This window comes from Mycobacterium sp. NTMscope_MAC_12 (genome assembly GCF_976985675.1).
On the sequence record NZ_CDRJYY010000001.1, the window covers coordinates 2,269,082 to 2,295,095 of the forward strand.

Annotated in this window: 20 protein-coding genes, 2 pseudogenes and 1 other annotated feature; of the genes and pseudogenes, 10 read left to right on the plus strand and 12 right to left on the minus strand. The window is 66.9% G+C overall.

All coding sequences use genetic code 11. The annotated features are described in order from the left end of the window. Window positions 1–184 precede the first annotated feature (184 nt). Complete coding sequence (locus AC0KS4_RS10415; protein WP_238955788.1) at window positions 185–2,539, minus strand: CehA/McbA family metallohydrolase domain-containing protein; 2,355 nt, start codon at window positions 2,537–2,539, stop codon at window positions 185–187. Window positions 2,540–2,617: 78 nt separating this feature from the next. On the opposite strand from AC0KS4_RS10415, the gene AC0KS4_RS10420 reads away from it, so the two are divergent. From AC0KS4_RS10420 to AC0KS4_RS10440, 5 genes and pseudogenes are all read left to right on the plus strand, one after another. Then, the gene (locus AC0KS4_RS10420) at window positions 2,618–3,580 is read left to right on the plus strand and encodes a LysR family transcriptional regulator (protein ID WP_238955789.1); all 963 of its coding nucleotides are present in this window, start codon (window positions 2,618–2,620) and stop codon (window positions 3,578–3,580) included. A gap of 584 nt (window positions 3,581–4,164) precedes the next feature. Continuing rightward, complete coding sequence (locus AC0KS4_RS10425; protein WP_238955790.1) at window positions 4,165–5,430, plus strand: PPE family protein; 1,266 nt, start codon at window positions 4,165–4,167, stop codon at window positions 5,428–5,430. Between the two features lie 14 nt (window positions 5,431–5,444). Continuing rightward, window positions 5,445–6,683: pseudogene (locus AC0KS4_RS10430) on the plus strand (PPE family protein); the annotation flags it as partial. Between the two features lie 48 nt (window positions 6,684–6,731). Next, window positions 6,732–7,972 (plus strand): IS3 family transposase gene (locus AC0KS4_RS10435; protein WP_472408499.1). Its coding sequence is split into 2 segments (ribosomal slippage): window positions 6,732–7,016 and window positions 7,019–7,972, totalling 1,239 coding nucleotides; the frame shifts between segments, so codons are not numbered across the junction. Then, window positions 7,007–7,124: a sequence feature (AL1L pseudoknot), on the plus strand. Its footprint overlaps the gene before it by 118 nt. A gap of 22 nt (window positions 7,973–7,994) precedes the next feature. Continuing rightward, window positions 7,995–8,192: pseudogene (locus AC0KS4_RS10440) on the plus strand (DUF732 domain-containing protein); the annotation flags it as partial. 111 nt (window positions 8,193–8,303) lie between these two features. On the opposite strand, the gene AC0KS4_RS10445 reads toward AC0KS4_RS10440, so the two are convergent. From AC0KS4_RS10445 to AC0KS4_RS10455, 3 genes are all read right to left on the minus strand, one after another. Next, window positions 8,304–8,768 carry an SRPBCC family protein gene (locus AC0KS4_RS10445; RefSeq protein WP_238955792.1) on the minus strand — a complete coding sequence of 155 codons (465 nt, stop codon included), beginning with the start codon at window positions 8,766–8,768 and terminating at the stop codon, window positions 8,304–8,306. Between the two features lie 171 nt (window positions 8,769–8,939). Further along, a complete protein-coding gene (locus AC0KS4_RS10450; RefSeq protein ID WP_275254301.1) occupies window positions 8,940–9,575 on the minus strand; it encodes an AAA family ATPase in 636 nt (211 codons plus the stop codon). 31 nt (window positions 9,576–9,606) lie between these two features. Next, a complete protein-coding gene (locus AC0KS4_RS10455; protein WP_308011570.1) occupies window positions 9,607–9,963 on the minus strand; it encodes a type II toxin-antitoxin system prevent-host-death family antitoxin in 357 nt (118 codons plus the stop codon). A gap of 384 nt (window positions 9,964–10,347) precedes the next feature. Between AC0KS4_RS10455 and AC0KS4_RS10460 the strand changes: the two genes are divergently transcribed. Then, window positions 10,348–10,890, plus strand: coding sequence for an FKBP-type peptidyl-prolyl cis-trans isomerase (locus AC0KS4_RS10460; RefSeq protein ID WP_425326367.1), 543 nt, complete (start codon window positions 10,348–10,350; stop codon window positions 10,888–10,890). A 28-nt stretch (window positions 10,891–10,918) separates the two neighbouring features. Here the strand turns inward: AC0KS4_RS10460 and AC0KS4_RS10465 are convergent, their stop codons facing one another. Both AC0KS4_RS10465 and AC0KS4_RS10470 read right to left on the minus strand, forming a co-directional pair. Further along, the gene (locus AC0KS4_RS10465) at window positions 10,919–11,362 is read right to left on the minus strand and encodes a limonene-1,2-epoxide hydrolase family protein (protein WP_238955795.1); all 444 of its coding nucleotides are present in this window, start codon (window positions 11,360–11,362) and stop codon (window positions 10,919–10,921) included. A gap of 165 nt (window positions 11,363–11,527) precedes the next feature. Next, a complete protein-coding gene (locus tag AC0KS4_RS10470; protein WP_238955796.1) occupies window positions 11,528–12,289 on the minus strand; it encodes an SDR family NAD(P)-dependent oxidoreductase in 762 nt (253 codons plus the stop codon). A gap of 396 nt (window positions 12,290–12,685) precedes the next feature. On the opposite strand from AC0KS4_RS10470, the gene AC0KS4_RS10475 reads away from it, so the two are divergent. Both AC0KS4_RS10475 and AC0KS4_RS10480 read left to right on the plus strand, forming a co-directional pair. Next, window positions 12,686–13,369 carry a GAP family protein gene (locus tag AC0KS4_RS10475; protein WP_238955797.1) on the plus strand — a complete coding sequence of 228 codons (684 nt, stop codon included), beginning with the start codon at window positions 12,686–12,688 and terminating at the stop codon, window positions 13,367–13,369. A 52-nt stretch (window positions 13,370–13,421) separates the two neighbouring features. Continuing rightward, window positions 13,422–14,189, plus strand: a complete 768-nt coding sequence (locus AC0KS4_RS10480) for a class I SAM-dependent methyltransferase (protein ID WP_238955798.1) — start codon at window positions 13,422–13,424, stop codon at window positions 14,187–14,189. On the opposite strand, the gene AC0KS4_RS10485 is transcribed toward AC0KS4_RS10480, so the two are convergent. Both AC0KS4_RS10485 and AC0KS4_RS10490 read right to left on the minus strand, forming a co-directional pair. Next, on the minus strand, window positions 14,186–15,421 hold the full coding sequence (locus AC0KS4_RS10485; protein ID WP_225328897.1) for an osmoprotectant NAGGN system M42 family peptidase: 1,236 nt from the start codon (window positions 15,419–15,421) through the stop codon (window positions 14,186–14,188). The two genes, AC0KS4_RS10480 and AC0KS4_RS10485, sit on opposite strands and share 4 nt — an antisense overlap. A gap of 82 nt (window positions 15,422–15,503) precedes the next feature. After that, window positions 15,504–16,385, minus strand: a complete 882-nt coding sequence (locus tag AC0KS4_RS10490) for an HpcH/HpaI aldolase/citrate lyase family protein (RefSeq protein ID WP_238955799.1) — start codon at window positions 16,383–16,385, stop codon at window positions 15,504–15,506. A gap of 197 nt (window positions 16,386–16,582) precedes the next feature. Here AC0KS4_RS10490 and AC0KS4_RS10495 point away from each other — a divergent pair, with 197 nt between their 5' ends. Then, window positions 16,583–17,506 (plus strand): class I SAM-dependent methyltransferase, encoded by a 924-nt coding sequence (locus AC0KS4_RS10495; RefSeq protein ID WP_238955800.1) that lies wholly within the window; start codon window positions 16,583–16,585, stop codon window positions 17,504–17,506. A 10-nt stretch (window positions 17,507–17,516) separates the two neighbouring features. Here the strand turns inward: AC0KS4_RS10495 and zwf are convergent, their stop codons facing one another. Next, window positions 17,517–19,016 (minus strand): glucose-6-phosphate dehydrogenase, encoded by a 1,500-nt coding sequence (gene zwf, locus AC0KS4_RS10500; RefSeq protein WP_238955801.1) that lies wholly within the window; start codon window positions 19,014–19,016, stop codon window positions 17,517–17,519. Between the two features lie 144 nt (window positions 19,017–19,160). Here zwf and AC0KS4_RS10505 point away from each other — a divergent pair, with 144 nt between their 5' ends. Continuing rightward, on the plus strand, window positions 19,161–19,331 hold the full coding sequence (locus tag AC0KS4_RS10505) for a hypothetical protein (protein WP_238955802.1): 171 nt from the start codon (window positions 19,161–19,163) through the stop codon (window positions 19,329–19,331). Window positions 19,332–19,335: 4 nt separating this feature from the next. On the opposite strand, the gene AC0KS4_RS10510 is transcribed toward AC0KS4_RS10505, so the two are convergent. The 3 genes from AC0KS4_RS10510 to hrpA all read right to left on the minus strand — a co-directional run bounded on the left by AC0KS4_RS10510 (window position 19,336) and on the right by hrpA (window position 25,941). After that, window positions 19,336–20,313, minus strand: coding sequence for a DUF1444 domain-containing protein (locus AC0KS4_RS10510; protein WP_238957278.1), 978 nt, complete (start codon window positions 20,311–20,313; stop codon window positions 19,336–19,338). Between the two features lie 96 nt (window positions 20,314–20,409). Then, entirely contained in the window at window positions 20,410–21,882 is a 1,473-nt protein-coding gene (locus AC0KS4_RS10515) for an FAD-dependent monooxygenase (RefSeq protein WP_472408544.1), read from the minus strand. A gap of 153 nt (window positions 21,883–22,035) precedes the next feature. After that, window positions 22,036–25,941 carry an ATP-dependent RNA helicase HrpA gene (hrpA, locus tag AC0KS4_RS10520; protein ID WP_238955803.1) on the minus strand — a complete coding sequence of 1,302 codons (3,906 nt, stop codon included), beginning with the start codon at window positions 25,939–25,941 and terminating at the stop codon, window positions 22,036–22,038. Window positions 25,942–26,014 lie beyond the last annotated feature (73 nt).

The window sequence follows — 26,014 nt, forward strand, 5'->3', positions numbered from 1 at the left end:
GATGAGAACTGGCGGATTGGGCCGAGGCTGGCAACGAGAGTTGCTGCCGTACCGCTGAAACGGTGAGTGCTGATGACGCGGCGGTGCGCGTGTCAGACGGCCGTGGGAGCCGGACAAGCCGCGCAGGTAATGCGCCGCAAGTCGATGTGGAGGCGGCGGGTAAGACCGGTTCGAAGTCGGGTCACTACGGGTTGCCTACCGCTCGGGTCACGAACAGCGGGCTTGTCCAAACCTGATGCCCATCGAATTGCTTGCCGCGCAGATAAATTGCGCTGTCGCCCCCAGGCAGCTGCAGGTTGAGTTCGCCGGCGACGGTGTTCGGCAGCGCCTTCGGGTCGGCGATGCGTTCGAGGCGGACACGCAGATTGAGACCGCCGACGGCGATGTCCCGATGACCTTCGGCGATGAGCTCTGCCCCGGAAAGGCTCGCCTGGGCGCGCAGGCCGTCTTCCTGCACCGTCGCATCGACCTCGAATTGCGCGCGGGTCAGGTCGGTGAGCCGTACCACGATGCCGATATCCGACCCGTAAGTTGTGGTATCCCAGGCCACGGCCGATCCGTCTACATCGACGATCTGCTCGGGATGCGTGATCGCCCACGGGGTTACGTCTTCGACGGCGGTGCCGTCGATACGCAGCCGGCCTGACCAGGTGGCCCAGCGGTAGCGGTCACGGTGCCGAGCCCCACCCCAGCTGATGCGAACCAGGTTGGGCGAAAGGCCCGTCTCGGCGTGCAGGTCACGACGCCAGAGCAAACCGGCGCTGTCGTAGACCGTCACGTCATCCCATCCCGTCGTGCCATACAAGGCGTAACCGGCGGTCAGTTCGCCGGCATCAGTGGCGAACTCGTCACCCATCCAGTTCTCACCGCTGCGCAGCAGGGCGACCGCGCGCGCACCGGTTGTGGCCCAGGTGCGGCGGGCGCGCAACGAACGACCGACGTCTGCGGCGGAAAGGGTCGGCGCGAGGACGCCGGTGAGCCCGCCGAAGCCGCCGAAGATGTTGGCTCCCGGTGCCCCGGCACCCGGCCGTCCGCGGTGTTCATCGCTCGCGGCACTCGCCCCGAGTCGTAGGCCGCGCGCCAAGGCGTCTTCGAAGAACCATGGGCTACTCCCCCAGGCGGAGTGCACCTCGATCAGCCGCTCGAGCTCGGGGTGATGCCAGTCCAGGATCGCTCGTCGCCCGCCCACGTGCGGGATCAAGAGGTAAGACTCCGGGTCCTTCTCGTAGGCGGCGTACAACTGGGTCACCGGCCAGTTCTGCGGCGTGGGTACCGCGGTGGCCATGCGCTGATGCCATTCCAGCGAGCGGGCCAACGTGGTGTCCTCACCGAGGAAGACGACATTGTGGTCACCGCCGGCGCCGGCGGTGCCGCACCACTCCACTCCGGGGTAGCAGACAAATGCGCCGTCCTCGGCGATCTGCCGGCAGGCCCTGACGACGTCGTCCCACGTGTCGTCGGTGATCTGGAAGTCGTTGGCGGTATAGCCAAGTACGTCGAGCGCGGCGATATCGCGCGCGTAGTGCAGATTCCAGTCGGTGTCCTGAGTGCCCACGGTGTCGTTGGAATGAACGTGCAGGTCGCAGAAGTACGCCCGCGGCGACGGGAAATCGTCGACGACATCGATCACGGTCGCAGCGCTCTGAAGCACGGCGGTGCTTGTCTCGGCGGCAACGTCGATGCGGGCGGCGACCGACGGCACGCGGAGCGACGCCTTGGACCACCCCTTCGCAGGCGTACGGGCGCTGTCCACGACGACACCGTCGATGAGCGCATGCATCGTCGCGGCAATGTCGGAACAGGTGTTGCCCCAACGGTCTTGCAGGTGGGCGTGCAGGTGCACGGCCGGCGCCTCGCTGCGCACAATGCGAGGACCGTGCACGACGACTCGTTCGGGTGCACCTGGTACGACAGCAATCCGATGCACATCAGCGTGAGCCATACGCGAAGTGCCCAGCGGGTCGACGAACAGGTGGACCTCGAACTGGTCTTCGACGAAAGTCTGCACGCGCGTGCCGGGTCCACCGAAACGACGGTCGCCGCAGCGGATTTCGATCACATCACCGGGGCGCAGGTACCCGTCCACGACGTGGATCAGCAGCGACTTCTGAAATGGCCGCTCACCGCCTTTGACGTCATATTTCGTGGCCAATTGCCGCACCGTCGCCGCACTGTCCTCGGAGGCCCCGCCGATCAGGGACCGACTCACCAAGCGGGCGGTCGCGAAGTCGCGGGCGTCCGGCGACGTTGTCTGCAGATCCCAATCCGAGTAGTAGCGGAAGCACAGCTTCAGCCAACCGCTGTCGGCAATGCCGGATCCGCCGACGGTGTAGGTGAACACCAACTCCTCGAGAGAACCCGCGACCACCCGGTCATGGGAGCAACGCAACTCCCCCAGAAACGCAAGGCGGTCAAACTGTTCGGTGATTTCGTCGCGCACCGCCGCCACCGAGCAGTCATTGCCGGCCAACGCTGACTGCGGACGCACCACGATGCCGCCAGCCGCCAAGGCAGCCGGTGACGACGGATCCGCGGACATGCCCTTGATCCTGAAGGCAACGCATCCACTAGTCCAGTGAATAGATATGATGCGATTAATCACGAAAGATGAAGGATTGTGAACCTGCAGCAATTGCGCTACGTCGTGGCGTTGGCCGAGTCGAATAGTTTCACGAAGGCGGCCGAGGCGATGTTCGTCGTGCCATCAGCCTTGAGTCAGCAGGTCGGTCGGTTCGAAAGTGAAATCGGCTTACGGCTGTTCGAACGGACTACTCGCTCGGTCTCGCTGACCCCCGCCGGCGAGGCGCTGATGCCGCTGGTGCGCCAAGTGGTTGCCGGCATTGACCAGATCGCCGTTGACGCACAAGCTCTCGGCGGCACGGTCGTTGGCCGGCTCACGGTCGGGATGATGGAGATCCCATCCGAAAGCCTCGATGTGGCCACCCTGATGGCGACCTTTCACTCGCACTATCCCGACGTCAGCGTGACGTTGCGCAGCGGTGGCAGTGACGTGCTGATCGAGGCGGTCCGCGACCGGAAACTGGACGTGGCAATCGTAGGCTCCAACGTATCCGGCACCGGCGGTGTCTTGACGTTCACCCATCTGTTCAGCGAACCGCTCGTCGCCGTCATGCCCGCTCACCATCCGCTGACAAAAAAATCATCGATGTCGATAACTGCGCTGGCCGCATTACCGTTCATCGACTTTCCCCCTGGCTACGGTCTGCGACACGAAACCGACCGCGGCTTCGCCAACGTAACCCGGCGTGTGGCTTTCGAAGTGACGCGTGTCGATGAGGTCACTCATTTCGTGCGCAAAAACCTGGGTGTCGCGTTGCTGCCCGAATCCGTTGCGCGCACGCGCGCTAACGCCGATTCGGGACTGGCATTGCGGCCGGTCGCCGGTGCTGACATGTACCGCCGAGTAAACCTCGTGGCACCGCGCCCTGATAAGCGCTCCGCCGCATGCCAGGCCTTTGTCGGTTGCGTCGACGACCACATCGAACAGGCCGTGCCATCTCGCGACGAGTTGTCGAAAAAGGCTGCGGGAGCCTCAAAGCCGGCCCGCCGGACTAACTGATCATTGCGGGTATGCCGGAGCTGGCCATGCATGTCATCGCTTGGTCCGCGGTACGGTCGACGTAGCGATAGTCGTGCGGTGCAGCACATGGAGATGCAGCTCAGGCGCTGGAAACCTTGAGGCACGGCAACATTCGACGGCGACGCAAGGTCGTCACTGTTCGAGCGGGAAGCCGGCGAACGGGCTCGCAGCCAGAGCGCCCCATTCGAATTATTTGACGGCGAGATTTTTACTGATGAAAACTGTTTCATCTAGCAACGTTTCCTCCAAGATTCTGGCTCCCTTCACGCCGGGGTAGTTCGCGATTCGTCCGAGGTAGACGGGGCGTACGGGCGCTTTTGCCGACCGCGCCGCCAAGGCGCTCCCACTGCCCTTTGGGAGGTGGTGACCGTGCGGAGTCGGCTCTTGTTGGTCGATGTTGCTTCCGCCGGAGCTGGCTAGTCTTCTGGGCACACGAGCATTCTAGCTATCGGCAGCCCAGGGGTTTGCGAAGCCGAGTGTGCTGAATGCTGTTGAAGGACAACGGTATCCGGCGGTAGCAATGCTGGGTCGACGTTGGTCATATCCGGATGCGGAGGAACCAGATGGAATTCGGAGCGTTGCCTCCGGAGATCAACTCCGGCAGGATCTACTCAGGTCCCGGGCCGGCACCGTTGTTGGCCGCTGCGGCCGGCTGGGACGGATTAGCGGCCGAATTACGCGCCACGGCAGCGTCTTACGGATCTGTCGTCGCGGAGCTGAGAACCGCATGGAATGGGCCCTCGTCGGCGTCGATGGCGGCCGCGGCCGCACCGTACATTGCGTGGCTGAGCAGCAGCGCCGCGCAGGCCGAGCAGTCGGCAAGTCAGGCGAAGGCGGCGGCAGGCGCTTATGAGGCCGTCTTCGCGGCCACGGTGCCACCGCCGGTGATCGCGGCCAACCGGGCGTTGTTGGCGTCACTGGTCGCGACCAACATCTTGGGCCAAAACACCCCGGCCATCGCGGCCACCGAGGCCCAGTACGCCGAGATGTGGGCCCAAGACGCGGCCGCGATGTATGGCTATGCGGGTTCCTCGGCGGTCGCGGCCCAGCTGGTCCCGTTCACCGCGCCGCCGTCGACCACCGACAGCAGTGGGGAAACGAACCAGGCGGCCGCGGTCGCCTCGGCGGCCCAGTCGTCGGCGAGCTCCCACGTGGAAACCGCGCTCTCCCAGGCGGTCTCGCAGGCTCCCGCCGCGGCGCAAAGTGCCGCCGCGAACGCGGCGGGGACGTCGTCGACCGGGGTCTCGCTCGGTCTTGGGGAAGCCACGGGGGGTTTGAAGAGTTTCAACAACTTCCTCAACGCACTCACCGGGCCGTACTCGCCGCTCGGGATCGGGACCGCGGGGAAGGGTTTTTATCAGCTTGCGCTCAATGTGCGCGGGATGGGCAACAACCTGCAAAGCATCGGTGGGACACTGCATCCCAAGGCTCTGCACGGGGTTTTGGCGCCGTTGCTGCACAGCGAACTGCTGACCGGATCCACCTCGTTGCAGGCGCCGGGTGTGGGAACGGTGTCTGCGGCGGTGGGCCGTGCCGGTGTCGTGGGGTCGTTGTCGGTTCCCGCGAACTGGGCCTCGGCCGCGCCGGCGATCAGGACCCTGGCAGCCGAGTTGCCCGAGACGATGCTCGATGCCGCGCCGGCGATGACCGTCAACCCCGGGCAGGGTCTGTTCGGGCCCACCGCCTTGTCGAGCCTGGCCGGACGCGCGGTCGGTGGTACCGCCACCCGTGCGGTGGCCGGGCCGGCGGTCCGGGTGCCTGGTGCGGTGGCTGTTGATGACATCGCCACCACCTCCACGGTCATCGTGATCCCGCCGAACGCGAAATAAGGAAAGGCACGGCCATGGTTTTCGCCGATTTCGCAGCGCTGCCACCCGAGGTCATCTCCACCCAGCTCTACGCCGGCCCCGGCGCAGCACCCATGCTATCGGCGGCCGCCGCGTGGGGAGCGCTGGCCGCCGAATTACATTCCACCGCATCCTCTTACGGCGCGGTGATCTCCGAACTCATCACCGAGTGGCAGGGCCCGTCCTCGACCTCCATGGCAGCCGCGGCCGCACCCTATGTGGGCTGGATCTCGACCACGGCGGGCCTGGCCGAGCAGACCGCCGCCCACGCCCAAGCCGCCGCCACCGCCTATGAGGCCGCGCTGGCCTGCGTCGTCCCCCCGGCGCTGATCGCCGCCAACCGCACCCAGCTCGCAGCACTGCAGGCAACCAACCTGTTGGGGCAAAACGGCGCAGCGATCGCGGCCACCGAAGCCCAATACGCCCAGATGTGGTCCCAAAACGTCACCGCGATGTTCGGCTACGCCAGCTCCTCGCAGGCCGCCGGGGAGCTGACCCCCTTCGAGCAGGCACCCGCTGTCAGCAAGGACACCGGGACGGCGCAGGCAACCACCACAGCCGCCGCGGCCTCGAGCACCTCGTCGTCGTGGATGCAACAACTGCAGGACTACATCAACTCACTGACCACCGGATACACCCAATCATGGCAGCAGCTGATCGAGGGCATGACCGGCAGCAAGGAGATCGCGCCGCTATGGGAGGCGCTGTTTTCCAGCGTCAAAGGCATCGGCGGGCAGGCCACCTGGACCAACGTCGTCGGCGCCAGCGGCGGGCTGGGCGTCTCGGAATGGAAGGGCGCCTTCGTCTACGCGCCCTGGAGCGCCGGCATGCCCAAAGCATCGTTGGGCGCCGGCCTGGCCTCACCCGCAGGTCTTGGCGCCGGCATCCCGGTGCGGCCCGTATCCGCGGTGCTGGGCAGCGCACCCACCGTGGGAAAGCTGTCGGTGCCCTCGAGCTGGGCCAGCGCCGCCCCCGCCATCCGGTTGGCCTCCACCGCCCTACCGGCCACCACCACCACCGCCGTGGCCGCCGCGGCGGGTTTTCCCGCCGAGCTGGTCAACGACGCCACCCTGGGCAGCCTGGCCGGCGGCGCACTGGGCGGGCCCGCCGCCCGCGCCATCAACACAACAACACACATTCAGACCCGCGCGATCACCGGCCAACGCCGCACCCAACCAGTCAAACTCGACCGCATCATCGCCCAACTACAACAAATGCCCGACCAGGTACAGCACTGAACTACCCCAGGTTTAGTTCCGATCCTTATAGGAGGATTGGAAGCTATGCCCCGTCAGTATTCGCCGGAGTTTCGGCAGCGTGCGTTGCGGTTGTTGGACACTGTGATGGAAGCCTCGGAAGTGTCGGAGTTCGAGGCCATAAAGTCTGTCGCCAGCAAACTCGATATTTCGGAGGAGTCGGTGCGTCGGTGGCGACGCAAGGCCCAAGTCGATGCTGGTGAACGGCCGGGCATGACCAGTTCTGAGCATGCCGAGATCCGTAAGCTCAAGCGCGAGAACGCTGAACTGCGCAGGGCTAACGAGATTTTGAAGTCAGCGTCTGCGTTTTTTGCCGCGGAGTTCGACCGCCCCGCGACGAAATGATCGCCTACATCGATGCTCATCGCGATCAGTTCGGGGTCGAGCTCATCTGCCGTGTGCTGCGGGCAGCTATCCCCGGATTCCTCACCTCGCGGGGTTATCGGGCCGCGCGGACCCGACCACCGTCGGACCGGGAGATCCGCGATGAGCAGCTGATCGCTGACCTTGAGGCGGTGCACCGGCAGAACTACTCGGTGTATGGGGTCAAGAAGATGCACGCGGCGATGACACGGCGTGGTTGGCAGCTGGGCCGTGAACAAACCCGCCGGTTGATGCGCAAGGCCGGGTTGCGCGGCGCCCAGCGGGGCAAGCCGGTGTTCACCACGATCAGCGACCCGGCCGCGATCCGGCCGGCCGATCTGGTCAACCGCCAATTCCGGGCCGCTGCACCGAACCGGCTATGGGTCGCCGACATCACGTTCGTGCGGACCTGGCAGGGGTTCTGTTACACCGCGTTCGTCACTGATGCGTGCACCAAGAAGATCGTTGGCTGGGCGGTCTCGGCCACGATGCGCACCGAAGACCTCCCGCTTCAAGCATTCAATCACGCTGTGTGGCAGTCGAATACCGATCTATCCGAGTTGGTTCATCATTCCGACCGCGGATCCCAGTACCTATCGCTGGCCTATACCGACCGGCTGGCTGAACTGGGGATCGCGCCCTCGGTCGGGTCGCGTGGCGATAGTTATGACAACGCCCTCGCTGAAGCGGTCAACGCCGCCTACAAGACCGAGCTCATCAACCGCGGCAAGCCCTGGCGGTGCATCGATGATGTCGAACTCTCGACCGCCGAATGGGTGGCCTGGTACAACCAGGAACGCCTGCACGAAGCCCTCGGCTACGTTCCACCCGCCGAGTACGAGGCCGCCCTCACCGGCACCTCACACCCTGCGAGCCAGCCGACCCCGGCCCTCGCAACCGAGTAGGAACTAAACCTGGGGTAGTTCACCCAGCCAAGCCGTCGCAGCGGGAAAATCCGTGTGCGCCATGATCACCCGCGGCGTATCCGGACTACAACTCCTCACCGACATACGCGACAACAACCCCGCCCTGACCACCAGCGGCGCCGCCCAATTCGCCACCATATCGGCCAAAGCCTACTGCCCAGGACAACTCGAAGAAAGCAAGGGCAAAGGCGGGGGCTGACTGGCCGGTCAAGCGCGGTGCTGCGCCCAATGTTGTTGCAGCACAGGGGTGAACTCGTCGGCGTGATAATGAATAGAAGTGACCGGTGTTCGAGATGGTCTCGGCGAGACGTCAGATATTCGTTTGGTCGCCAGTCAAAGCCCGCTCCGCCGTTCGCAGAACCATGCGGATCCCCAATCCGATCAACGGTGCATAGAGCCGGGTGAAGAAACCAGCGAGGATGGGGCTTTTGAGCCGGAAGGTTGTCGTCCACAGAACTTCGGTGCCTCCCGGCACCTCTCGCAGCGTTACCGATCCGCCGCTGTGTTGCGCCGGGGGCACGGTTGACAGGGCTTGATAGCTCATCAAGTGCGGTCGTTCGAACGCTGTGACGACTTCGGTGACCTTTGAACCCGAGCTGGCGAATTCACGAATTGAGCCGACCCCGAAGGGTTCTGGGCCATCGACCGGGCGAACGCGAGAGTAGAACATCCCCGGTATGTCGCTCCAATTGTTTCCGTCGATGAGCCAGTCGAACACCGCATCGATTGGCGCAGCGATGGATCGGCGCAGGCTCATTGTCCGCATTGCCGCCATCGTTCATCCTGACCGGTAGGTTCGCGAGTCTTCGCAGCCGTTACGCGAACGAGTGCCTTCATTTGCGGCCCTTCCCTCGTGTATGGGGATATCGAACCGAGCCGGCCGATGGGGATCAATACCTTGTGGCAGATCGCGAACGGTGAGCGGGGCGCAAATCCAGGCTCCCGTTCACGATCCCTGCGCGAGCTCCAGCGCGGCGGCGACGACGGGCTTGGCCCAAGGCGGTGTGTTGGTCAGATCGGAAGGCCCGACGATGCGCCCGCGGTCCATGTGCAACACCAAGGCCGGCTTCGGTGCCTGCCCGATTGCGGGATCGGCGCTCGCAGAGTTGTCATACACCCGCAGCCCGGTGAGTGCGGGCAGTAATTTCACGAGATTGATCAGGCTGTGGCGATAACGGCGGCGGATGTCGGCGTCGGAAATGTCATGCCCGCCGGCGCGGACCCGTTGTCGCACCCGCGCGATGCACGTATCCGCGCTGTCGAGCCCCACATAAAAAACGCGGATCTCGAGTCCGCGCTTGGCGGCCTCAGCCAGCAGTCCCGGCATCGTGTTGCCGCCGAGCGTGGTCTCAAAGGTGAAATCGAGGCCCTGATCAATCGCCTGCTGCAGCAGCCTCCGGCCCTGTTCCCATGCCGCCGCGTCGGCGTCGGCCTGTCCCAGCCCGGGGTTGGCCGCCATGATCTGGCGTGCGGCCTCGTCGGGGTTGTAGTACTCGCCGCCCTTATCGCGGATCGTCGCGCCCACGACACTGCTCTTGCCGGCGCCGTTGACGCCTGCCAACACGTGTATCTGCGCCGGCATCGTTGTCGTGCGAGCCACGGGCCGCGTTGGATCAGCGCAGCTGCGCGGCGCGTGCCGCCTTCACCGCTGCGGCGCCCATCTCGTCCGGTGTGGCGTCGAATGCCGCGGCTACCCCGGCTTTGGCCTTCGGCGCCTGCATCGTCGCCAACAGCTCGTCGAACCGCTCGCTGAGATCGTCGAGCGCGGGTGCCGCCGTCGCGGCCAAGGCCTCGAATTCGGCGTACGACAGCAGCACGGCCCTGGGGGTGTTGTGCTTGGTGATCACCACCGCCCCGCTGACCGCGGCCTCATCGAAGACGCTGCCGAACTCATTTTTGAGGCGGCTGGCGGTCACCGAGGGGACATCGACGAGCTTGCCGTCGCGGTTGCGGAACGAGACGGTGGATATGGCGCTCCCCTGCTTGGTCTGCATGTCCGCCATTCTAGCTGTTTTGTCCATTTTGTACGAACAGGCCATTTTATGCGGACGACCTGTGCTCGGCGCTTATCGGGGACTGGCCCAGCGCGGTCGTCTACAGGTGAAGTCCTGCGCTTTGCACGAGACGACCAGCGCCGTCGGCCCGGTTCGCCGTCGATCTGGTGGCCGCCGCGCCGACTACCGCCGCCGGTCGCCGGCGGCGGGGTACCACTGCGGCCCCGTGTTCGGCGACGCGAAGACACGTGGTCTTGAGCGCAGACCCGAAACGACGACGCAGGCCGTGACCATGGACTCGGGCTACGACGAAGGGGCGCCATGCGTCGCTGTAGCGTGACGGTCGTGAACTCCTTCCGGATGCATTCGTCTGTGGCCCTCGCGGCCAGTGCCGCGGCAACCGCTCTCCTGCTCACTGGATCGGGCACGGCAAACGCGGCCGACTCGTGCCCAACCGCGGCCCCGCAGAATGGCGGAACGCCCGACTGGACGCTCGCCGGGAACACGGGAAGCGTCGCTGTCACCGGGTCTACCGATACGACGGCCCCGCGTGTCACCGTGACGGCACCGTTCGCCGTGACCCAGACCCAGGTGCACACGCTGCGCGCCGGAGATGGACCCGTGGTCCCGAGCACCGCCAAGGTCTCCGTCTGCTACATGGGCGTCAATGGTCGCGACGGGTCGGTGTTCGACAGCAGCTACCAACGCGGCGCCCCCGTTGACTTCCCGCTGACCGGAGTCGTGCCGGGCTTCCAAAAGGCCATCGCGGGACAAAAGGTCGGGTCCACGGTCGCCGTCGCGATGGTCCCCGCGGATGGCTACCCCGAAGGTCAGCCCAGCGCCGGAATCCGGCCGGGCGACACGCTCGTCTTCGCGATCAAGATCCTCGGCGCATCGGGCTAGGACGCCGCCAAAGGTCTTGCACCGTCGGCTAATTGCTCAGCGGGGCGAACATCAGCGCGGGATCGATGCCGAGTTGCTGCGCGACGTGGGCGGTGTCCCAATACTCTCGCCAATGAGTGATCGCGCCGTCGCGAACCTCGAAAATCGCGGTGACACAGAACGTGACGGCCACGCCATTCATTGAGTTCACGTCGACTCGTTCGACGATGACGGTGTCGCCGTCGGACACGATGGTGCGGATCTCGCTCCCCTCGATCATGCCGGTTGACAGCGTGCTGTGCTTCTCGAGTTCTGCGCGCGCCGCGTCGCGGCCCCGCACGACCGGAGACAGAGGAACGTGGAGTTGCCACACGAAGTCGTCGGCCATGAGCGCGGTCATCGCGTCGACGTCCATGCTCTCGCCGTAAGCGGCATGTATAAAATCGACCACGATCTTCTCGTTGTCATTCTTGGTGGCAACACTTTTCGCCATCTCGTTTTCCCTTAAGTGTCAGTGCGGGGTGTTCGCTATTTGTCGAACTGTAGAGGGCCGCGGCCGTCGGCGTTCGCACTTCGCGCGATTAGCGCAGGTATACGAAGCGCTTAGCTCCATGCTGCGGTGAGTACCTCAGGGGCGCCCGCCGCGGGGTGTTCCGCTTCAGACTTGGTTGAATCCGCCGTCGGCGGTCACCGTGGATCCGGTGGTGAAGCTGGACAGATCGCTCGCCAAAAACACTGCAGCATTGGCGATCTCGATGGGATCGGCGAAGCGGCCCAACGGGATGGTCGCGATGCGGCCGGCGCGGAACTCCTCGATGGAGGCGTCGGGGTTGGTTTGCGCGGCCAGCGCATCGCTTCCCGGGGTGGCGGTGGATCCGGCGACGATGACGTTGACCCGGATGTTGCGGTCGGCGAGCTCGTTGGCCCAGGCGCGGGCCAGTGACCGGACGGCGGCTTTGGTGGCGGCGTAGATGCTCAGCCCGGCGCGGCCGCGGTCCGCGGTGGTGGAGCCCGTCAGGATGACGGAGGCGCCGTCGTTGAGCAGCGGCAGCGCCTTCTGGACGGTGTACACGACCCCCTTGACGTTGGTGGTCAGCAGTGCGTCGAGGTCATCGTCGGTGATCTCCCCCAGCCGTGCCACCCTGGTCGACCCGGCATTGGCCATGACGATGTCGAGGCCGTTGCCGGTGGACGCGACCTTTGCGTAGAGCCGATCCAGGTCCTTCGGAATGCCGACGTCGCCGGGCACGGCGGTGGCACGAGGACCCAATTGGCTTGCCGCGGCGTCGAGTTTGGGCCGGCGCCGTCCCGTGATGAACACCCGTTCGGCGCCCTCGGCGAGGAATCGCTCGGCGGTGGCCAGCCCGATCCCGGAGTTGGCGCCGGTGACGACGGCGGTCTTGCGGTCGAGCAGTCCCATTCAGTGCTCCTGACGTCGGCGAGGGGGTTCGGTGATCTACGTCCGAGTGCCATTGGGAGTCAGATTATTTGGCGGAATTCACCCGCGGAGCTTTGATAGGACTCCAACGTCCAAGCCCCGATGAGGTATTCGCGAAGGCCCTGCGGGAAAAGCGCGGTCATCGGTGGCGCACCTCCGGATTCGATGTGCCGTCGTTGTGTGGATGCGTCAGCCACGTCGCCGACGACTCGATCATGCCGCGGATCCCCCGCGCTGACACCATCGCCCCCTGCCTGCGCGCTCCCGTCTGACCGTATTGTCTGCAGCATGATCGCCGCTTTGATCGTGTCGCCGTGGTCAGTGCCCAGCCGCTTTCGGGCGCCCGGCGAATCCGCACGCTAGGCCCGGTACAGGCGCGTGGCGGCTCTGATACTTGCCCTTGCGGGCCTGGCGTTTCTCGATTCACTCAACGTCCTCAACGTCGGAGTCGTCTCGGCGGTGATCTTCGATAGCCGGCTCAGCCGCCGTTCCCCCATCCCGGGCGCCTTGAGCTTCGTCGCGGGCGTGTTTGCCGTGACGACCACGTTCGGCCTGTGCACGGTGCTGGGAATCAGCTTCATCACCGAGGCGCTCGATTTCCGCATCACGCCGGCCATCCGGTTTCGCGGCGAACTGCTGTTGGGAATCGTGCTGATCTGCTTGGCGTACTTCCCGCTGACCGCGCAATCCGCGGCTCCCGGCTGGGCAATGGCGGCCATGCGCAAACGCCCGTGGCTGCTCGGATTCCTCGGGCTGGCGGTGGGAAGCGGACAGGCGCCGACCGCGGTGCCGTACCTCACGGGCCTGGCCATGCTGGCCGCGCTGCATCCACGACCGCCGCTGTGGCCGCTGGTCATCATCACCTACTGCGCAATCGCGGTGTCGCCACCGCTGGCGATCCTTGCACTGTCGATGAGACGCACGGCGCGGGCCGCGCGCATTCAGCGGGGACTGATACGCGTGCTCACCCGCTACGGGCCCATGTCGGTGCGACTTTTGTTTCTGGTTTTCGGAGTCGGGCTCATCGCCGATGCGCTCGTCAATCACAGCGCACTCTGGTGACGCGCGATCCTTTCTCACGTTTTGCATAGCGAGCTGAATTACGTTGTCGCATGTGACTGATCGTCAAGCGCGCGCAATGTCGTTCGGAGCCATCGCCGAGGACTACGACGGCCTGCGGCCGCAAGCCCCGCGGGAGGCGGTGGACTGGCTGATGCCGCCGGAGTGCGACGTGGCCGTCGACGTCGGCGCGGGCACGGGTTTGTTCACCCGCACGCTCATCGGCCGGGCGGCGCGCGTCATCGCCGTTGAGCCCGACGCCCGGATGCGGGCGGTCCTGGCCGACCGGTCCCCCGGTGTCCGCGTCGTCGAGGGCAGCGGTGAGTCGATCCCACTCCCCGACCGTGCCGCGGATGCGGTGTTCGTCTCGGCGGCGTGGCACTGGATGGATCCCGAACGGGCGGTCCCGGAAATCGGGCGGGTACTTCGCGACGGCGGGCGCTTCGGGCTGATTTGGACCAGTCGAGATCGTGACGTGGACTGGGTCCGCGACCTCGACCTGCTGCCCGGCGACGAAAAGACCGAGGCGGATGGACCCGAGCGCTTCCGCCGGCTCCACGAAAACGTCGCGCTCCCCGATCCGCAGATCTTCCACCATGTGGCCCGCGAGGCGTTCACGTTCGTGCGCACGATGCGGGTCGACGACGTCGTCAAGATGGTGGGCACCTACAGCAGGATCATCACCGCGTCTCCCGAGGACCGCGAACGCCGGCTCACCAATGCCCGCGCCGTGCTGCGCGAGCGCTTCGGAGCGGCCGACGCGATCGACGTCCCCATGCAGTCCCGCTGCTGGCGCGCCAACCGGATGCCCCGCGGCTGTTAGGCCTGGGGTCCCTCCGACGGCGGCCACGGCGTTCCGGGCGACGCCTCGCCCGGGCTTTCGTAATCGCCGCGAGACAGCGGCACCCACCGCTCGCTGGGCGCGGGCTGCTTCGACGACGGAAAGTCGCGCAGACTGCCCGTCGGCTTGGCGTCCCACTTGGCGAACGTCAACGGCGTCTGCAGCCAGCAGTGCAGGAGGTTGTAGGCGGCTTCGAGCGAATCGATGTGGGTGCGCTCCCAGCCGTGGCTGCCGTCGAGGCCGAAGCCGACGAGCGCGGCGCGGGTGTTCGCCCCCGCCTCGATCGCCGCGGCGGCGTCGGAGCGGTAGTAGCGAAAGATGTCGCGGGCGAACGGGATTCCCCGCTCCTGGGCGAGGCGGCAGAGCTTGCGGGTCAGGTGATAGTCGAACGGGCCGTGCATATCGGCCATCGGGATCGTCACGCCGTCCTCGAGCGAGTGCTGCCCGGGCGCGCACACCGCGTTGTCCACCGACACCAATTCGGCGACGTCCGCGGGCAGCCCGTGGCTGGCCCCGTGACCGACCTCCTCGGTGATGGTGACCATGATCGTGGTGCGGTGCGGCAACACCACCTTGTTCTCGGAGAAGTTCTTGGCCAGGGCGAGCGCGATCGCGACACCCGCCTTTCCGTCCAGGTGGCGGGAGACGATGAAGCCGTCGGCGGTGAGCTCGGGGCTGGTGATCAACGCCACGAAGTCGCCGATCTGCAGGCCGAGACGAAGCAGGTCCTCGCGCGAGGACACTTTGCGGTCGATCCGAACCTCGACGTGGTCCCAGTCGGTGGGTTGGGTGTCGATCTCGTCGCCGAACGCGTGGCCACTGGACTTGAGCGGCATGACCGTGCCGGTGATGAACTCGTCGGGGTCGTCGATGAAGATACGCACGCGGGCTCCCGCGGCGAACCGGGCCGAGAAGGTGCCGACCGGGACCAGCTCCAGGCGGCCGTTGTCCTTGAGGTCGCGCACCATGCAGCCGATGGTGTCCGAGTGAACCACCAGCGCCCGGTCGGTGGTCGCCGACTCCCCCGGCAGCTCCGCGGTCAGCGCCCCGCGCCGCGTCAGCGTGAACGGCACGCCGAAGTCGTCGAGGATGTCGCCGATCAACTGCATCACCGCGTCCGTGCGCCCCGACGGACTCGGGGTCTGCAGCAGCGCCAGCAGCGTGTCGATCATCCACGTGCGGTCGGCCTCGGCCATGGCCGCGGTCTCGCCCACCTTGTCTCCTCTCGAGTCGTCGGGAATCGCGTACAACCTACCGTGTGGCCGACCTCGATCGCTCTGCCCGGCCTAATCCGAGCTAGGAAGCGGTTTCCATCTCCGAGATCAAATCGGCCAGGGCAAGAATCCGCTGGGCGTCGCGCACGTGCAGGCTCTCGATCATGCGGCCCTCGACCGTGATGACGCTGGTGCCCGCGGCCCGCGCCTCCTCGTAGGCCGACACGACCTTGCGGGCGTCGTCCAGCTCCCCCCGCGAGGGGCCGAACAGTTCGTTCGCCGGGGCGATCTGTGACGGATGGATCAGGGTCTTCCCGTCGAATCCCATTTCGCGGCCGTGCCGCGCCTCGGCCCGGAATCCGCCCTCGTCGGTGATGTCGTTGAACACACCATCCAAGATGATTTTTCCGGCCGCCCTCGCTCCCAACAGGGCCATGCCCAGCGCGGGCACGACGGGCGCGCGCCCGGGGACGTGCAGGCCGTGCAACTCGTTGACGAGATCATTGGTGCCGACCACCAGCCCGGCCAGCCGCTCGCTGGCCGACGCGACCTCCTCGGCCCTCAAAAACGCCCGGGGCGTCTCGATCATCACCCACAGCTGCAACGCCTTCGGGGCGCCCAGCGCGTCGAGCGCGTCGGCCAGCGCCCGAACCTGTTGGCCCGTCTCGACTTTCGGCACCAGCACACCGTCGGCGGCCGATCCCGCCACCGCGGCCAGATCGTCGCTGTGCCAGTCGGTGTCCAGCCCGTTGATGCGCACCACGACCTCACGCGGCCGGTAGCTCTGCGAGGAGATCGCCTCGCACACCGACGCCCGCGATTCGGCCTTCGCGTCCGGCCCCACGGCATCTTCGAGGTCGAATATCAGCACGTCCGCCGGCAGCGATTTGCCCTTTTCCAGCGCCCGGGGTTTGTTTCCGGGTAGGTACAGGGCGGATCGGCGCGGGCGCAAGGTCGGTGCCATAGCGTGATTCACTTCCTGTCGTCGAGCGTCGAGCGTCGCGGGAATGCGGTCAAGGCGGTGGGCGCGGGGTGACCGCGGCATACGCAGAAAGTACCGTTGCGGGTACCGATGTGTAGTCGCGGGTGGCGGCGCGCGCATCGCGCAAATGCGGGCCTGATCGGCCGACGCGGCGACTGGATCCCGGAAGGGGAAAACGGATGTCATCGACTGATTCGGCACGGACCGAGGGCGATAGCTGGGACCTGGCGTCGAGCGTGGGGGCGACCGCGACGATGGTGGCGGCCTCCCGGGCGCTGGCCTCCCGCGAGCCGGACCCACTGCTCGACGACCGGTTCGCCGAGCCGTTGGTGCGGGCGGTCGGACACCCCTTTTTCACCCGGATGCTGGACGGCCAAATCTCGCTCGACAGCGACGATTCGCCGATGACGCTGCAGCAGCGGCGCGAGCAGATGACGGTGCGGACCAGGTTCTTCGACGATTTCCTCCGCGCCGCGACGGCGGCCGGCGCGCGCCAGGCCGTCATCCTGGCCGCCGGGCTCGATGCCCGGGCCTACCGGTTGTCGTGGCCGGCGGGCACCGTCGTTTTCGAGGTCGACCAGCCCGAGGTCATCTCCTTCAAGACCGACACGCTCGCCCGGCTCGGCGCGGAACCGACCGCCGAGCGCCGGACCGTCGCCATCGATCTGCGCGATGACTGGCCAACCGCCCTGCGCGACAGCGGGTTTGACACCAACTCCCCGACCGCCTGGATCGCCGAAGGCCTGCTGCCCTACCTGCCGCCGGAAGCCCAAGACAGGCTGCTGGACAACATCACCGCGCTCAGCGCGCCGGGCAGCCGCCTGGCCACCGAGAACATCACCGATATGAGCGTGTTCACCGACGAACGGGCTCGGGCCATGCGCAACACCTGGCGTCAGCACGGGCTCGACATCGACGTCGCCGAACTCGTCTGGCTCGGTGCACGCCGTCCGGCCGCCGAGCACCTGGCCGATACCGGCTGGAACGTCACCCGCCACCCCACCGAACAGGTATATGCCGACTACGGTTTCGTGGTGCCGGACAACGAGATCCTCAAGGAATTCCGCCACGCCATCAGTTATCTCAGCGCCGAACTGAGCTGAGCCGCCCCCATCAGGGCCTGGCGTCGCGCCACTCCCGCTCGAACGGCAACCGCCACGCGTTGGGGGCGATCAACTGGTGAATCGCGTTGGGCCCCCACGTCCCCGGCTGGTACAGCTTGACCGCGGGCGGATCGGTGAGCAGCTCTTCCGAACGCTCCCATAACGATTCGATGCCTTCGGCGGTGTTGAACAGCGTGTGATCGCCGCGCATTGCGTCGAGGATGAGTCGTTCGTAGGCCTCCAGCACATCCACGACCGTCTCGATCTCCTGCGACGAAAATTGCATCGACAGCTTGTCCAGCTTCATGCCGGGGCCGGGCCGCTTGCCGTAGAACGACAGGGACACCTTCGAGTTGTCGGCCAGGTCGAACGTGAGGTGATCCGGGCCTTGGGTTCCCACTCCGGATCCGGGCGGGAACATCGTGCGCGGGGCCTCCTTGAACGCGATCGAGATGACGCGGATGCCTTCGGCCATCTTCTTACCCGTCCGCAGGTAGATGGGCACCCCGGCCCACCTCCAGTTGTCGATGCCGACCTTGAGGGCGATGAACGTCTCGGTGTCGGAATCCCTTGCCACCCCGGCTTCGTCGCGGTATCCGTGGTACTGGCCGCGAACCACATTCGACGGCTTGACCGGCAGCATCGATCGGAACACCTTGTTCTTTTCTTCGCTGATCGCAAACGGTTCGAGCGCCGTCGGCGGCTCCATCACCACGAACGCCATCACCTGGAACAGATGGGTGACCACCATGTCCTTGTAGGCGCCGGTTTCTTCGTAAAAGCTCGCCCGTTGATCCAGGCCCAAAGCTTCGGGGATATCGATTTGGATGTGGTCGATGAAGTTGCGGTTCCAGATCGGTTCGAACAGACCGTTGGCGAAGCGGAACGCCAAGATGTTCTGGGCGGCCTCTTTGCCCAAGAAGTGGTCGATACGGAAAATCTGGGATTCCTCGAAGGTTTCGTGCACGAAGTCGTTGAGCGCCACCGCACTGGCCAGATCGGTGCCGAACGGCTTCTCCATCACCACCCGTGAGCGTTCGACCAGTTTCGCGTCGCGCAGCATGCTGATCACCGCGCGCGCCGCCTTGGGCGGCACCGACAGGTAATGCAGTCGCCGGGCCTTGGCGCCCAAATTGGCTTCGGCCTCCGCGACGGCGGCGGCCAGCGCTTCGGGTCCGGCGCCCTGCGGCACGTAGGTGATGATGTTCGCGAAGTTCGCCCATTGGTCGGGCGTGAGCTTGTGCGTGCCGAACGAATCGATCGCGTTCTTGGCGAGGTCGCGGAATTCGTCGTCGGTCAAATCCTCCAGCGACGTGGCGACGATTTGGATGTCGGGTGCCAGCTCGGACTGGTCCAAGTACGCCAGACCGGGGAGCAGCTTTCGCTTGGCCAGATCCCCCGTCGCCCCGAAAAGGACGATGACGTGGGGGTCCAGCGGATCGGAATGGTGGCGGCGCGGGCGTGCGTCGGGCGCCGGATACGAGATGGTCTGAGGTTTCGCGGTGGCCACCCTTGCGATAATTCCACCGTCGCGGCGCTCTGTCGCCTATGTCCCCTGCCCGCCGGCTCGGTTAGCGATCGCACGATCGGGTATGGGATAGCGGCGGGCTCCCGGCATCGGGGTTCGCCCCTCACCAAGCCAACGGAAAGCGACATGACAAGACCCGACAAAGACCCATTGAGCCGCGCTCAGGAGCTGGAGAACATCGTCGATCGGCTCGAGGAGAAGGTCGCCGAGGACCGCGAAGCCGAAGACGTCCCCGGTAAGCCCAGCGACCGGGAGCATGCCGCCGTCCGAGGCTCGGAAACCGAGCCGCCGGACTAGCGGGTCATCCGCTCGGCAGATCTACGGCGTGAGCTTTCAACGTCGCCAGCGTTTCCGCCGCCGGCCACTCGTTGGCGCGGAATCGCACGGGGGTGATCCCCGCAACGGGAAGGATGCCCACCACGTCGACCACCGTGGCGAACGGCACGGCGAACTTGTCCGACACGTTCGCCGGATCGCCGATGAGAAACGTCACATAATCGGTGTGCGGCAGCTCCCAGGCCGGGCCCTCCCCCCAAACCGTCGTCGTGCGCCGCCCCCACGGAGTGTCAATCACCTGCGCCTCGCCGACGTATTGCGGGAATAGTTCGCGCTCGTAATGCGCCCGCAGATATTCGGTCTGATATTGGTATTCCCTTGCGGCCAAAAGGCTTCGAGCCGTCAGGCCAAAACTGCGCAGCGGGTGCGGGCCGGCCTGGTCGAACGGGACGATGACGGCGCCCTCGATGGTGTAGCCCTGGGGCGAGACGGGTTGTTCGGCCTCGAGGTACAGCTGCTCGGCGGCCTCGAAGAGCTCGGGCACCTCGTCCGGGGCGTCGGTGCCCAGCACCAACGCCCCGTCCCCGGGGAAGAACACCAGAGGTCGAGGCCCGCCCGCTACCGCCAGCGAACCCAGCCACCCCGCGGCCAAAATCATCGAGTCGACGTAGCTGGCGCCGTCGTCGTCCTTCAACAGGTACTTTTCGCCCGGTGTGAAGCTCTGCTGCCGCGCGGTCAGATTCTCCCGGGCCACCGCGAACGCCTGATCGCCGGTGATGCCCCACGCGCCGGTTTCGGCCGTCGTCACCATGGCCCGCACCGTGGGCAGGTCGACGACGACCATCTCGTTGATGTGCGGGAACACCGGGCGCACCCAGGGCTGCGCCCCGGTGTTGACCAGTTGATTGGCGTAGCTTTGCGGCCGCAGCACCGGCCTCAGCAGGGGTTGGGCTTCGGCCCAATTCAGCGGCGGTGTCGACGATTGGTCGCTTGCCATGTCCACGGTGCGTGCTTCCTGCTCATGATCAAGGAACACGCACGATACACCGTGCGCGGGGCAAAACAAGTCACCGATTCGCCGGCTCGCGACCCGCGCCCGTCACCCCGCGGGTGGTCCGAACCAGACGCTGAGGGCATCACGAAGCGCTGGGTCGGGCCCCTCGCCGACCCACGCAACGTGTCCGTCCGGCCGAACCAACACCGTGGCCGGCGGGCTCACCGTCCCCAGCGCCGGAAGTTCCCAATCCCCAGCGTGTTTCGCGTCGACCACGCGCACCCGTCCCGCCCACGGCGCGAGGTCGATGCACCCGGCCTGGCCGAAATTGAGCAGCACGGGCCGGCCACCGCGCAGCAGGGCAAACACCCGCAGCGGACCGTCAGCGGTGACCAGGTCCAGGTCGGGCATGCGGCGCCCCAGAAGCGGGTGCCCCTGCCCGAGGTCGTACCGGATGTCCAGTCCGGACATCATCGCGGCGAACCGTTTGCGGGGCTCCTCCATGCCCAGCAGCTCGCACATGCTGTCTCTCACGGCCTCGGTGCCGTCGTCCGCACGAAGGAGCGCCAGCTGCGCGATCGAGTTGCGCAGCACCCGTTGGGCGACCGGGTGCCGTTCGGTGTGATAGGTGTCGAGGAGGCTGTCGGGCGAGGTCTTGTTGACCACTTGGGCCAGCTTCCACCCCAGGTTCACCGCATCCTGGACGCCGGTGTTCAGCCCCTGCCCGCCCACCGGGTGGTGGACGTGGGCGGCATCGCCGGCCAGCAGCACGCGTCGGTCGCGATAGGATGCGGCCTGCCGGGCGGCATCGGTGAATCGCGAAACCCAACGGGGACTGTGGATTCCGTAATCCGTCCCGTAGACGGCGACGAGCGCGTGGCTCAACTCGTGCAGTGCGGGTTCGCCCCCGGTTCGAAGGTGCTGTTCGGTAACCATGATCCGCACCGGTCCGCCCTCCTCGGTGCTGGACAGGGCATGGACACCGCGCGCGTCCCGGCGGATACCCCATGGTGGGGATTGGCCGTCCTTGCAATCCATTTCGGCCTCGGCAAGCAGATAGCTCGTCGTGGCATCCCACCCCGGAAATTCGATGCCGGCCGCTTTGCGAACGACACTGCGTCCGCCGTCGCACCCGACGAGATATCCCGCCCGCATCGCCCGGCCATCGGAGAGCACGACGTCGACGCCCGTGTCGTCTTGGGTGAGAGTCGCGACCTCCCGGCCGCGGTAGATCCGCACGCCGAGCTCGCCGACCCACTCGGCCAGAGTTCGTTCGATCTGGTTCTGCCACAGCGCCAGTCCGTAAGGGTGGCGGGTGGGAAAGTCGCTGATGTCCAGCCGAATCTGGGCGAAACCCGCCACCTGCGCCACCTGACTCTGCGACAAGAACCGGTCGGCGATGCCGCGCTGGTCGAGGATTTCGATGGTGCGGGCGTGCAGGCCGCCGGCGCGCGAGCCGATCAGGTCCTGGTTGGCGCGCCGCTCGACGATCGCGACGTCGACCCCGGCCAAACCCAATTCGCCGGCCAGCATCAGCCCCGTCGGGCCGCCGCCAGCGATGAGCACCCCATGTTCGATTTCGCCACGCGACTCCTCCGACCTATGCGTAACACCCACTTCGCCACCCCGTTCCTCCCGAATTTCGGTTTCGGACAGCGATTTTGCGCCAACACCCGGGTCTTGCGGCAAGCCCCCGGGTGCGCTATAGGTTGAAAGTGGCGGGGAAAAGAATCAGGAACGATCGCGGACGGCGTCGATGGCGCGGTAGATCCGCTGCTCGCTGACCGGCCGCGGCGTGCCGAGCTGCTGGGCCCACAGGCTCACCCTGAGTTCCTCGATCTGGCGGGCGATATCGCGGACATCGGCGGCCGTCTTCGCCGCGTGCGGCAGCTCACGCAGCAGTTCGTCGTAGGCATCCTGCACGATGTGCACCCGATCCATGCGCTCCCGATCGGCCTGAACGCCACGGGCGAGCGCGTCCAGGCGGCGACGGATCGCGACCAAGTAGCGGGTGAGATCGGCGAGGTGCGCGCGCCCGGTGGCGGTGACGAAGCCGGGCGTCAAGAGCCGGTCCAGCTGGGCGCGCACGTCGGCGACCGCGTCGGCCTGCGCGGGCGACGGGTTGGCGGGCAGCACGAGTTGCACCTCCTGGGCGGCGGCCAGCACGCGCTCGACTCCCCGCACAATCTCGGCGGTCATGGGCGCCAAGGTCTTTCCCGCCCGTTCCCGCAATGCGATGAACTCCCCCAGTGTCCACGCCGTTGCCGTGATGAGCGCGTCGGCCGCGGCGTCGGCGCAGTCCTCCAGCAGGGCGGGCAGGTCGCCGTCGGGGTTGACGCCGAGCGTCAATCGGGTGCGCGGATCAAGTTGACGCGCAAGTGCTTTCACTGGAGAGGGGACGCTGAGCCGGACCAGCCGCCGAAGGCCGGGGCCCAACGCCCGATCCTGTTCCTCCGACGTCGCGAACACCTTCAGGTCGACGGCGCCGCCGGTGTCGACGAACGCGGGAAAGCCCCGCACCGTGCGTCCCTCGATCGCGCGCTCGACGACGCGGGGCAGTTCGTCGAGATCGTCGGGCCAGGTGCGCAATCCCGTGCGCTCCAACTCGGCGGCGACCGCGTGCGCGACGGCTCGGCGGGCCGGCGCCGTAAGGCGTTCCTGCAGCTGGCGCAGATCCTTGCCGCGGGCGACCTCAACGCCGTCGGCGGACTCCACCGCGAACGTCACCCGCAGGTGCGGCGGCAGCTTGTCCAGGTCGAACGCGTCGACGGGTACCGAAACCCCGGTGCGACGGCGCAATTCGCGCTGCAACGCCGGCAGCAGCGGCTCGCCGGCCGGGTCGATCGCGGCCAGCACCGCGCGGGCCGTGTCGGGGGCGGGAACGAAGTTGCGGCGCAGGTCTTTCGGCAGTGAGCGGATGAGCGCGGTCACCAGTTCCTCGCGCAACGCGGGCACCTGCCACGCGAACTCGTCGCCACCCAAGCGCGCCAGCACGTCGATCGGTACATGCACCGTGACCCCGTCGTCGGCGGCTCCCGGCTCGAACCGGTAGGTCAGGGGCAGCGCGGCGTCGCCCGTCCGCCACGTGGTGGGCCGATCGACGTCGGCCTTGTCGTCGGTGCGCAACAGCTCGGCGCGGGTGAAGGTCAGCAGCTCGGGTGTCTTGTGCCGCTGGCGTTTCCACCACGCGTCGAAATGCCGCGCCGAGACCACCTCGGCGGGGATGCGGGCGTCGTAGAGCGCGTAGACGTCGTCGTCGCTCACTAGTAGGTCGCGGCGGCGGGCGCGCTCCTCGAGCTCCTCGAGCTCGGCCCGCAACCGGGCATTGTCGCGAAAGAAGTGATGGCGGGTCTGCCACTGCCCTTCCACCAGGGCCTGCCGGATGAACAATTCCCGCGCCAGCACCGGCTCGATGCGGGCGTACCCGACGCGGCGGCGCGCCACCAGTGGTAGCCCATACAGGGTCACCCGCTCGTAGGCCATCACCTCGCCGCGCTTGGCGTCCCAATGCGGCTCGCTGTAGGTGCGCTGCACCAGGTCGCCGGCGACCCGCTCGACGACCTCCGGCTGGATGCGCGCGGCCGTGCGCCCGTACAGGCGGCTGGTCTCGACCAGCTCGGCCACCACGACCCAACGCGGCGGCCGTTTGGTAAGCGCCGAGCCGGGCGCCAGCACGAAGTTCGCGTTACGCGCGCCCAGATACTCGCGCGTGTCCTCGCGGCGCATGCCCACATGCGACAGCAGCCCGGCGACCAGCGCCGCGTGCACCCGGGCCGGATCGGCGGGCTCGTCGGAGGTGTCCTCGACGATCCCCAGGTCGCGGGCGATGCCGCGCAGCTGCCCCGCCAGGTCCTGCCATTCGCGGATGCGCAGGTAGTGCAGGAATTCGGAGCGGCACATCCGCCGAAACGCGTCGCCGGATAACGTTTTCCGTTGTTCGCGGAGATAGCTCCACAGGCGCAGGTACGACATGAAGTCGGAGTGCTCGTCGGCGAAGCGGGCGTGCTGTTGGCGGGCGGCCTCCTCGCGGTCGCTCGGCCGTTCCCGCGGGTCCGGGATGGTCAGCGCGGCGGCCAGTACCAGCATTTCGCGCACGCACCCCTCGGTCTCGGACTGCAGGATCATCCGGCCCAGCCTCGGGTCGACGGGCAGTCGGGCGAGGCGGCGGCCGAGCTCGGTGATCGCGCCCTGGCCGTCGAACGCGCCGAGCTCCTGCAGCAGTTGCACGCCGTCACTGATGCTGCGCCGGTCCGGCGGATCGAGGAAGGGGAACTCGTCGATGTCGCCGAGCTGCAGCGCCGCCATCTGCAGCAGCACGGCGGCGAGGTTCGTCCGCAGGATCTCGGGCTCGGTGTAGCGCGGCCGGGACGCGAAGTCCTGCTCGGAGTACAGCCGGATGCAGACACCGGGCGCGACCCGGCCACACCGGCCGGCGCGCTGCGCCGCGGACGCCTGGGAGATGGGCTCGATCGGTAGACGCTGCACCTTCAGGCGGCGGCTATAGCGCGAAATCCGGGCGTTGCCCGGGTCGATGACGTAGCGGATCCCCGGCACGGTCAACGACGTCTCGGCGACGTTGGTCGCCAGCACGACGCGGCGGCCGGTGTGCGGCCCGAACACCTTTTGTTGCTCGGCGGTGGGCAGCCGGGCGTACAGCGGAAGCACCTCGGTGTGCTTGAGACCACTCAAAGCCTCTGCGGTGTCACGGATCTCGCGTTCACCCGAGAGGAAGACGAGGACGTCCCCGGGCGGCTCGGCCTGCAGTTCACCGATGGCGTCGACGATCGCCTCGACCTCGTCGCGGGTCTCGGTGCGGACGATCTCGTGGTCGGGGTCGTCGGGATCATCGTCAGATCCAACCGGCACAGGGACTTCCAGTGGCCGATAGCGGATTTCCACCGGGTACGCCCGCCCGGACACCTCGATGATCGGCGCGCCGCCGAAGTGTGCGGCGAAGCGCTGCGGCTCGATGGTGGCCGACGTGATGATCACCTTCAAATCGGGCCGGCGCGGCAACAACTCGCGCAGATAGCCGAGCAGGAAATCGATGTTCAGGCTGCGCTCGTGGGCCTCGTCGAGGATCAGGGTGTCGTAGCGCAGCAGGCGGCGGTCGCGCTGGATCTCGGCGAGCAGGATGCCGTCGGTCATCAGCTTGACCAGCGTGCGGTCGCTGACCCGGTCGGTGAACCGCACGGTGTAGCCGACGGTCTCGCCGAGCTGGCTGCCCAGCTCGTCGGCAATGCGCTGGGCGACGGTGCGCGCGGCCAGCCGGCGGGGTTGGGTGTGCCCGATGGTTCCGCGGATGCCGCGGCCTGCCTCCAGGCAGATCTTGGGCAACTGGGTGGTTTTGCCCGACCCGGTCTCCCCCGCGATCACCACCACCTGATGCGCGCGGATCGCATCGGCGATTTCCTGCCGCCGTTCGCTGACCGGCAGGTCGGGATAGGAGACGTTCGGGACGGCGGCGCGGCGGGCCGCGACGATCGGCCGCGCCGCCGCGATCTCGTCGGCGAGCCGCCGCAGCTTCTCGGGCGGGGCGCCGCGGAGGCTCTTCAGGCGCCTGCCGATGCGGGCGGCGTCGCGCAAGGTCAGGCCGTCGAGCTCGTTGCGCAACTGCGCTACAGACGGTTCGGCCACCCCGCACACGATAGGCACCCACCCGGGCGGCGCCCCAAAACCCCACGGCGACCAGCACGATTGACGGCAGCCG

What these genes read in the sequence shown, in the direction of transcription:
- AC0KS4_RS10495 (WP_238955800.1), top strand. Translation starts at nt 16,583, where the DNA reads ATGTCATCGACTGATTCGGCACGGACCGAGGGCGATAGCTGGGACCTG.
- AC0KS4_RS10505 (WP_238955802.1), top strand. Translation starts at nt 19,161, where the DNA reads ATGACAAGACCCGACAAAGACCCATTGAGCCGCGCTCAGGAGCTGGAG.
- AC0KS4_RS10460 (WP_425326367.1), top strand. Translation starts at nt 10,348, where the DNA reads ATGCATTCGTCTGTGGCCCTCGCGGCCAGTGCCGCGGCAACCGCTCTC.
- AC0KS4_RS10465 (WP_238955795.1), bottom strand. Translation starts at nt 11,362, where the DNA reads ATGGCGAAAAGTGTTGCCACCAAGAATGACAACGAGAAGATCGTGGTC.
- AC0KS4_RS10415 (WP_238955788.1), bottom strand. Translation starts at nt 2,539, where the DNA reads ATGTCCGCGGATCCGTCGTCACCGGCTGCCTTGGCGGCTGGCGGCATC.
- AC0KS4_RS10490 (WP_238955799.1), bottom strand. Translation starts at nt 16,385, where the DNA reads ATGGCACCGACCTTGCGCCCGCGCCGATCCGCCCTGTACCTACCCGGA.
- AC0KS4_RS10470 (WP_238955796.1), bottom strand. Translation starts at nt 12,289, where the DNA reads ATGGGACTGCTCGACCGCAAGACCGCCGTCGTCACCGGCGCCAACTCC.
- AC0KS4_RS10425 (WP_238955790.1), top strand. Translation starts at nt 4,165, where the DNA reads ATGGAATTCGGAGCGTTGCCTCCGGAGATCAACTCCGGCAGGATCTAC.
- AC0KS4_RS10445 (WP_238955792.1), bottom strand. Translation starts at nt 8,768, where the DNA reads ATGGCGGCAATGCGGACAATGAGCCTGCGCCGATCCATCGCTGCGCCA.
- AC0KS4_RS10450 (WP_275254301.1), bottom strand. Translation starts at nt 9,575, where the DNA reads ATGCCGGCGCAGATACACGTGTTGGCAGGCGTCAACGGCGCCGGCAAG.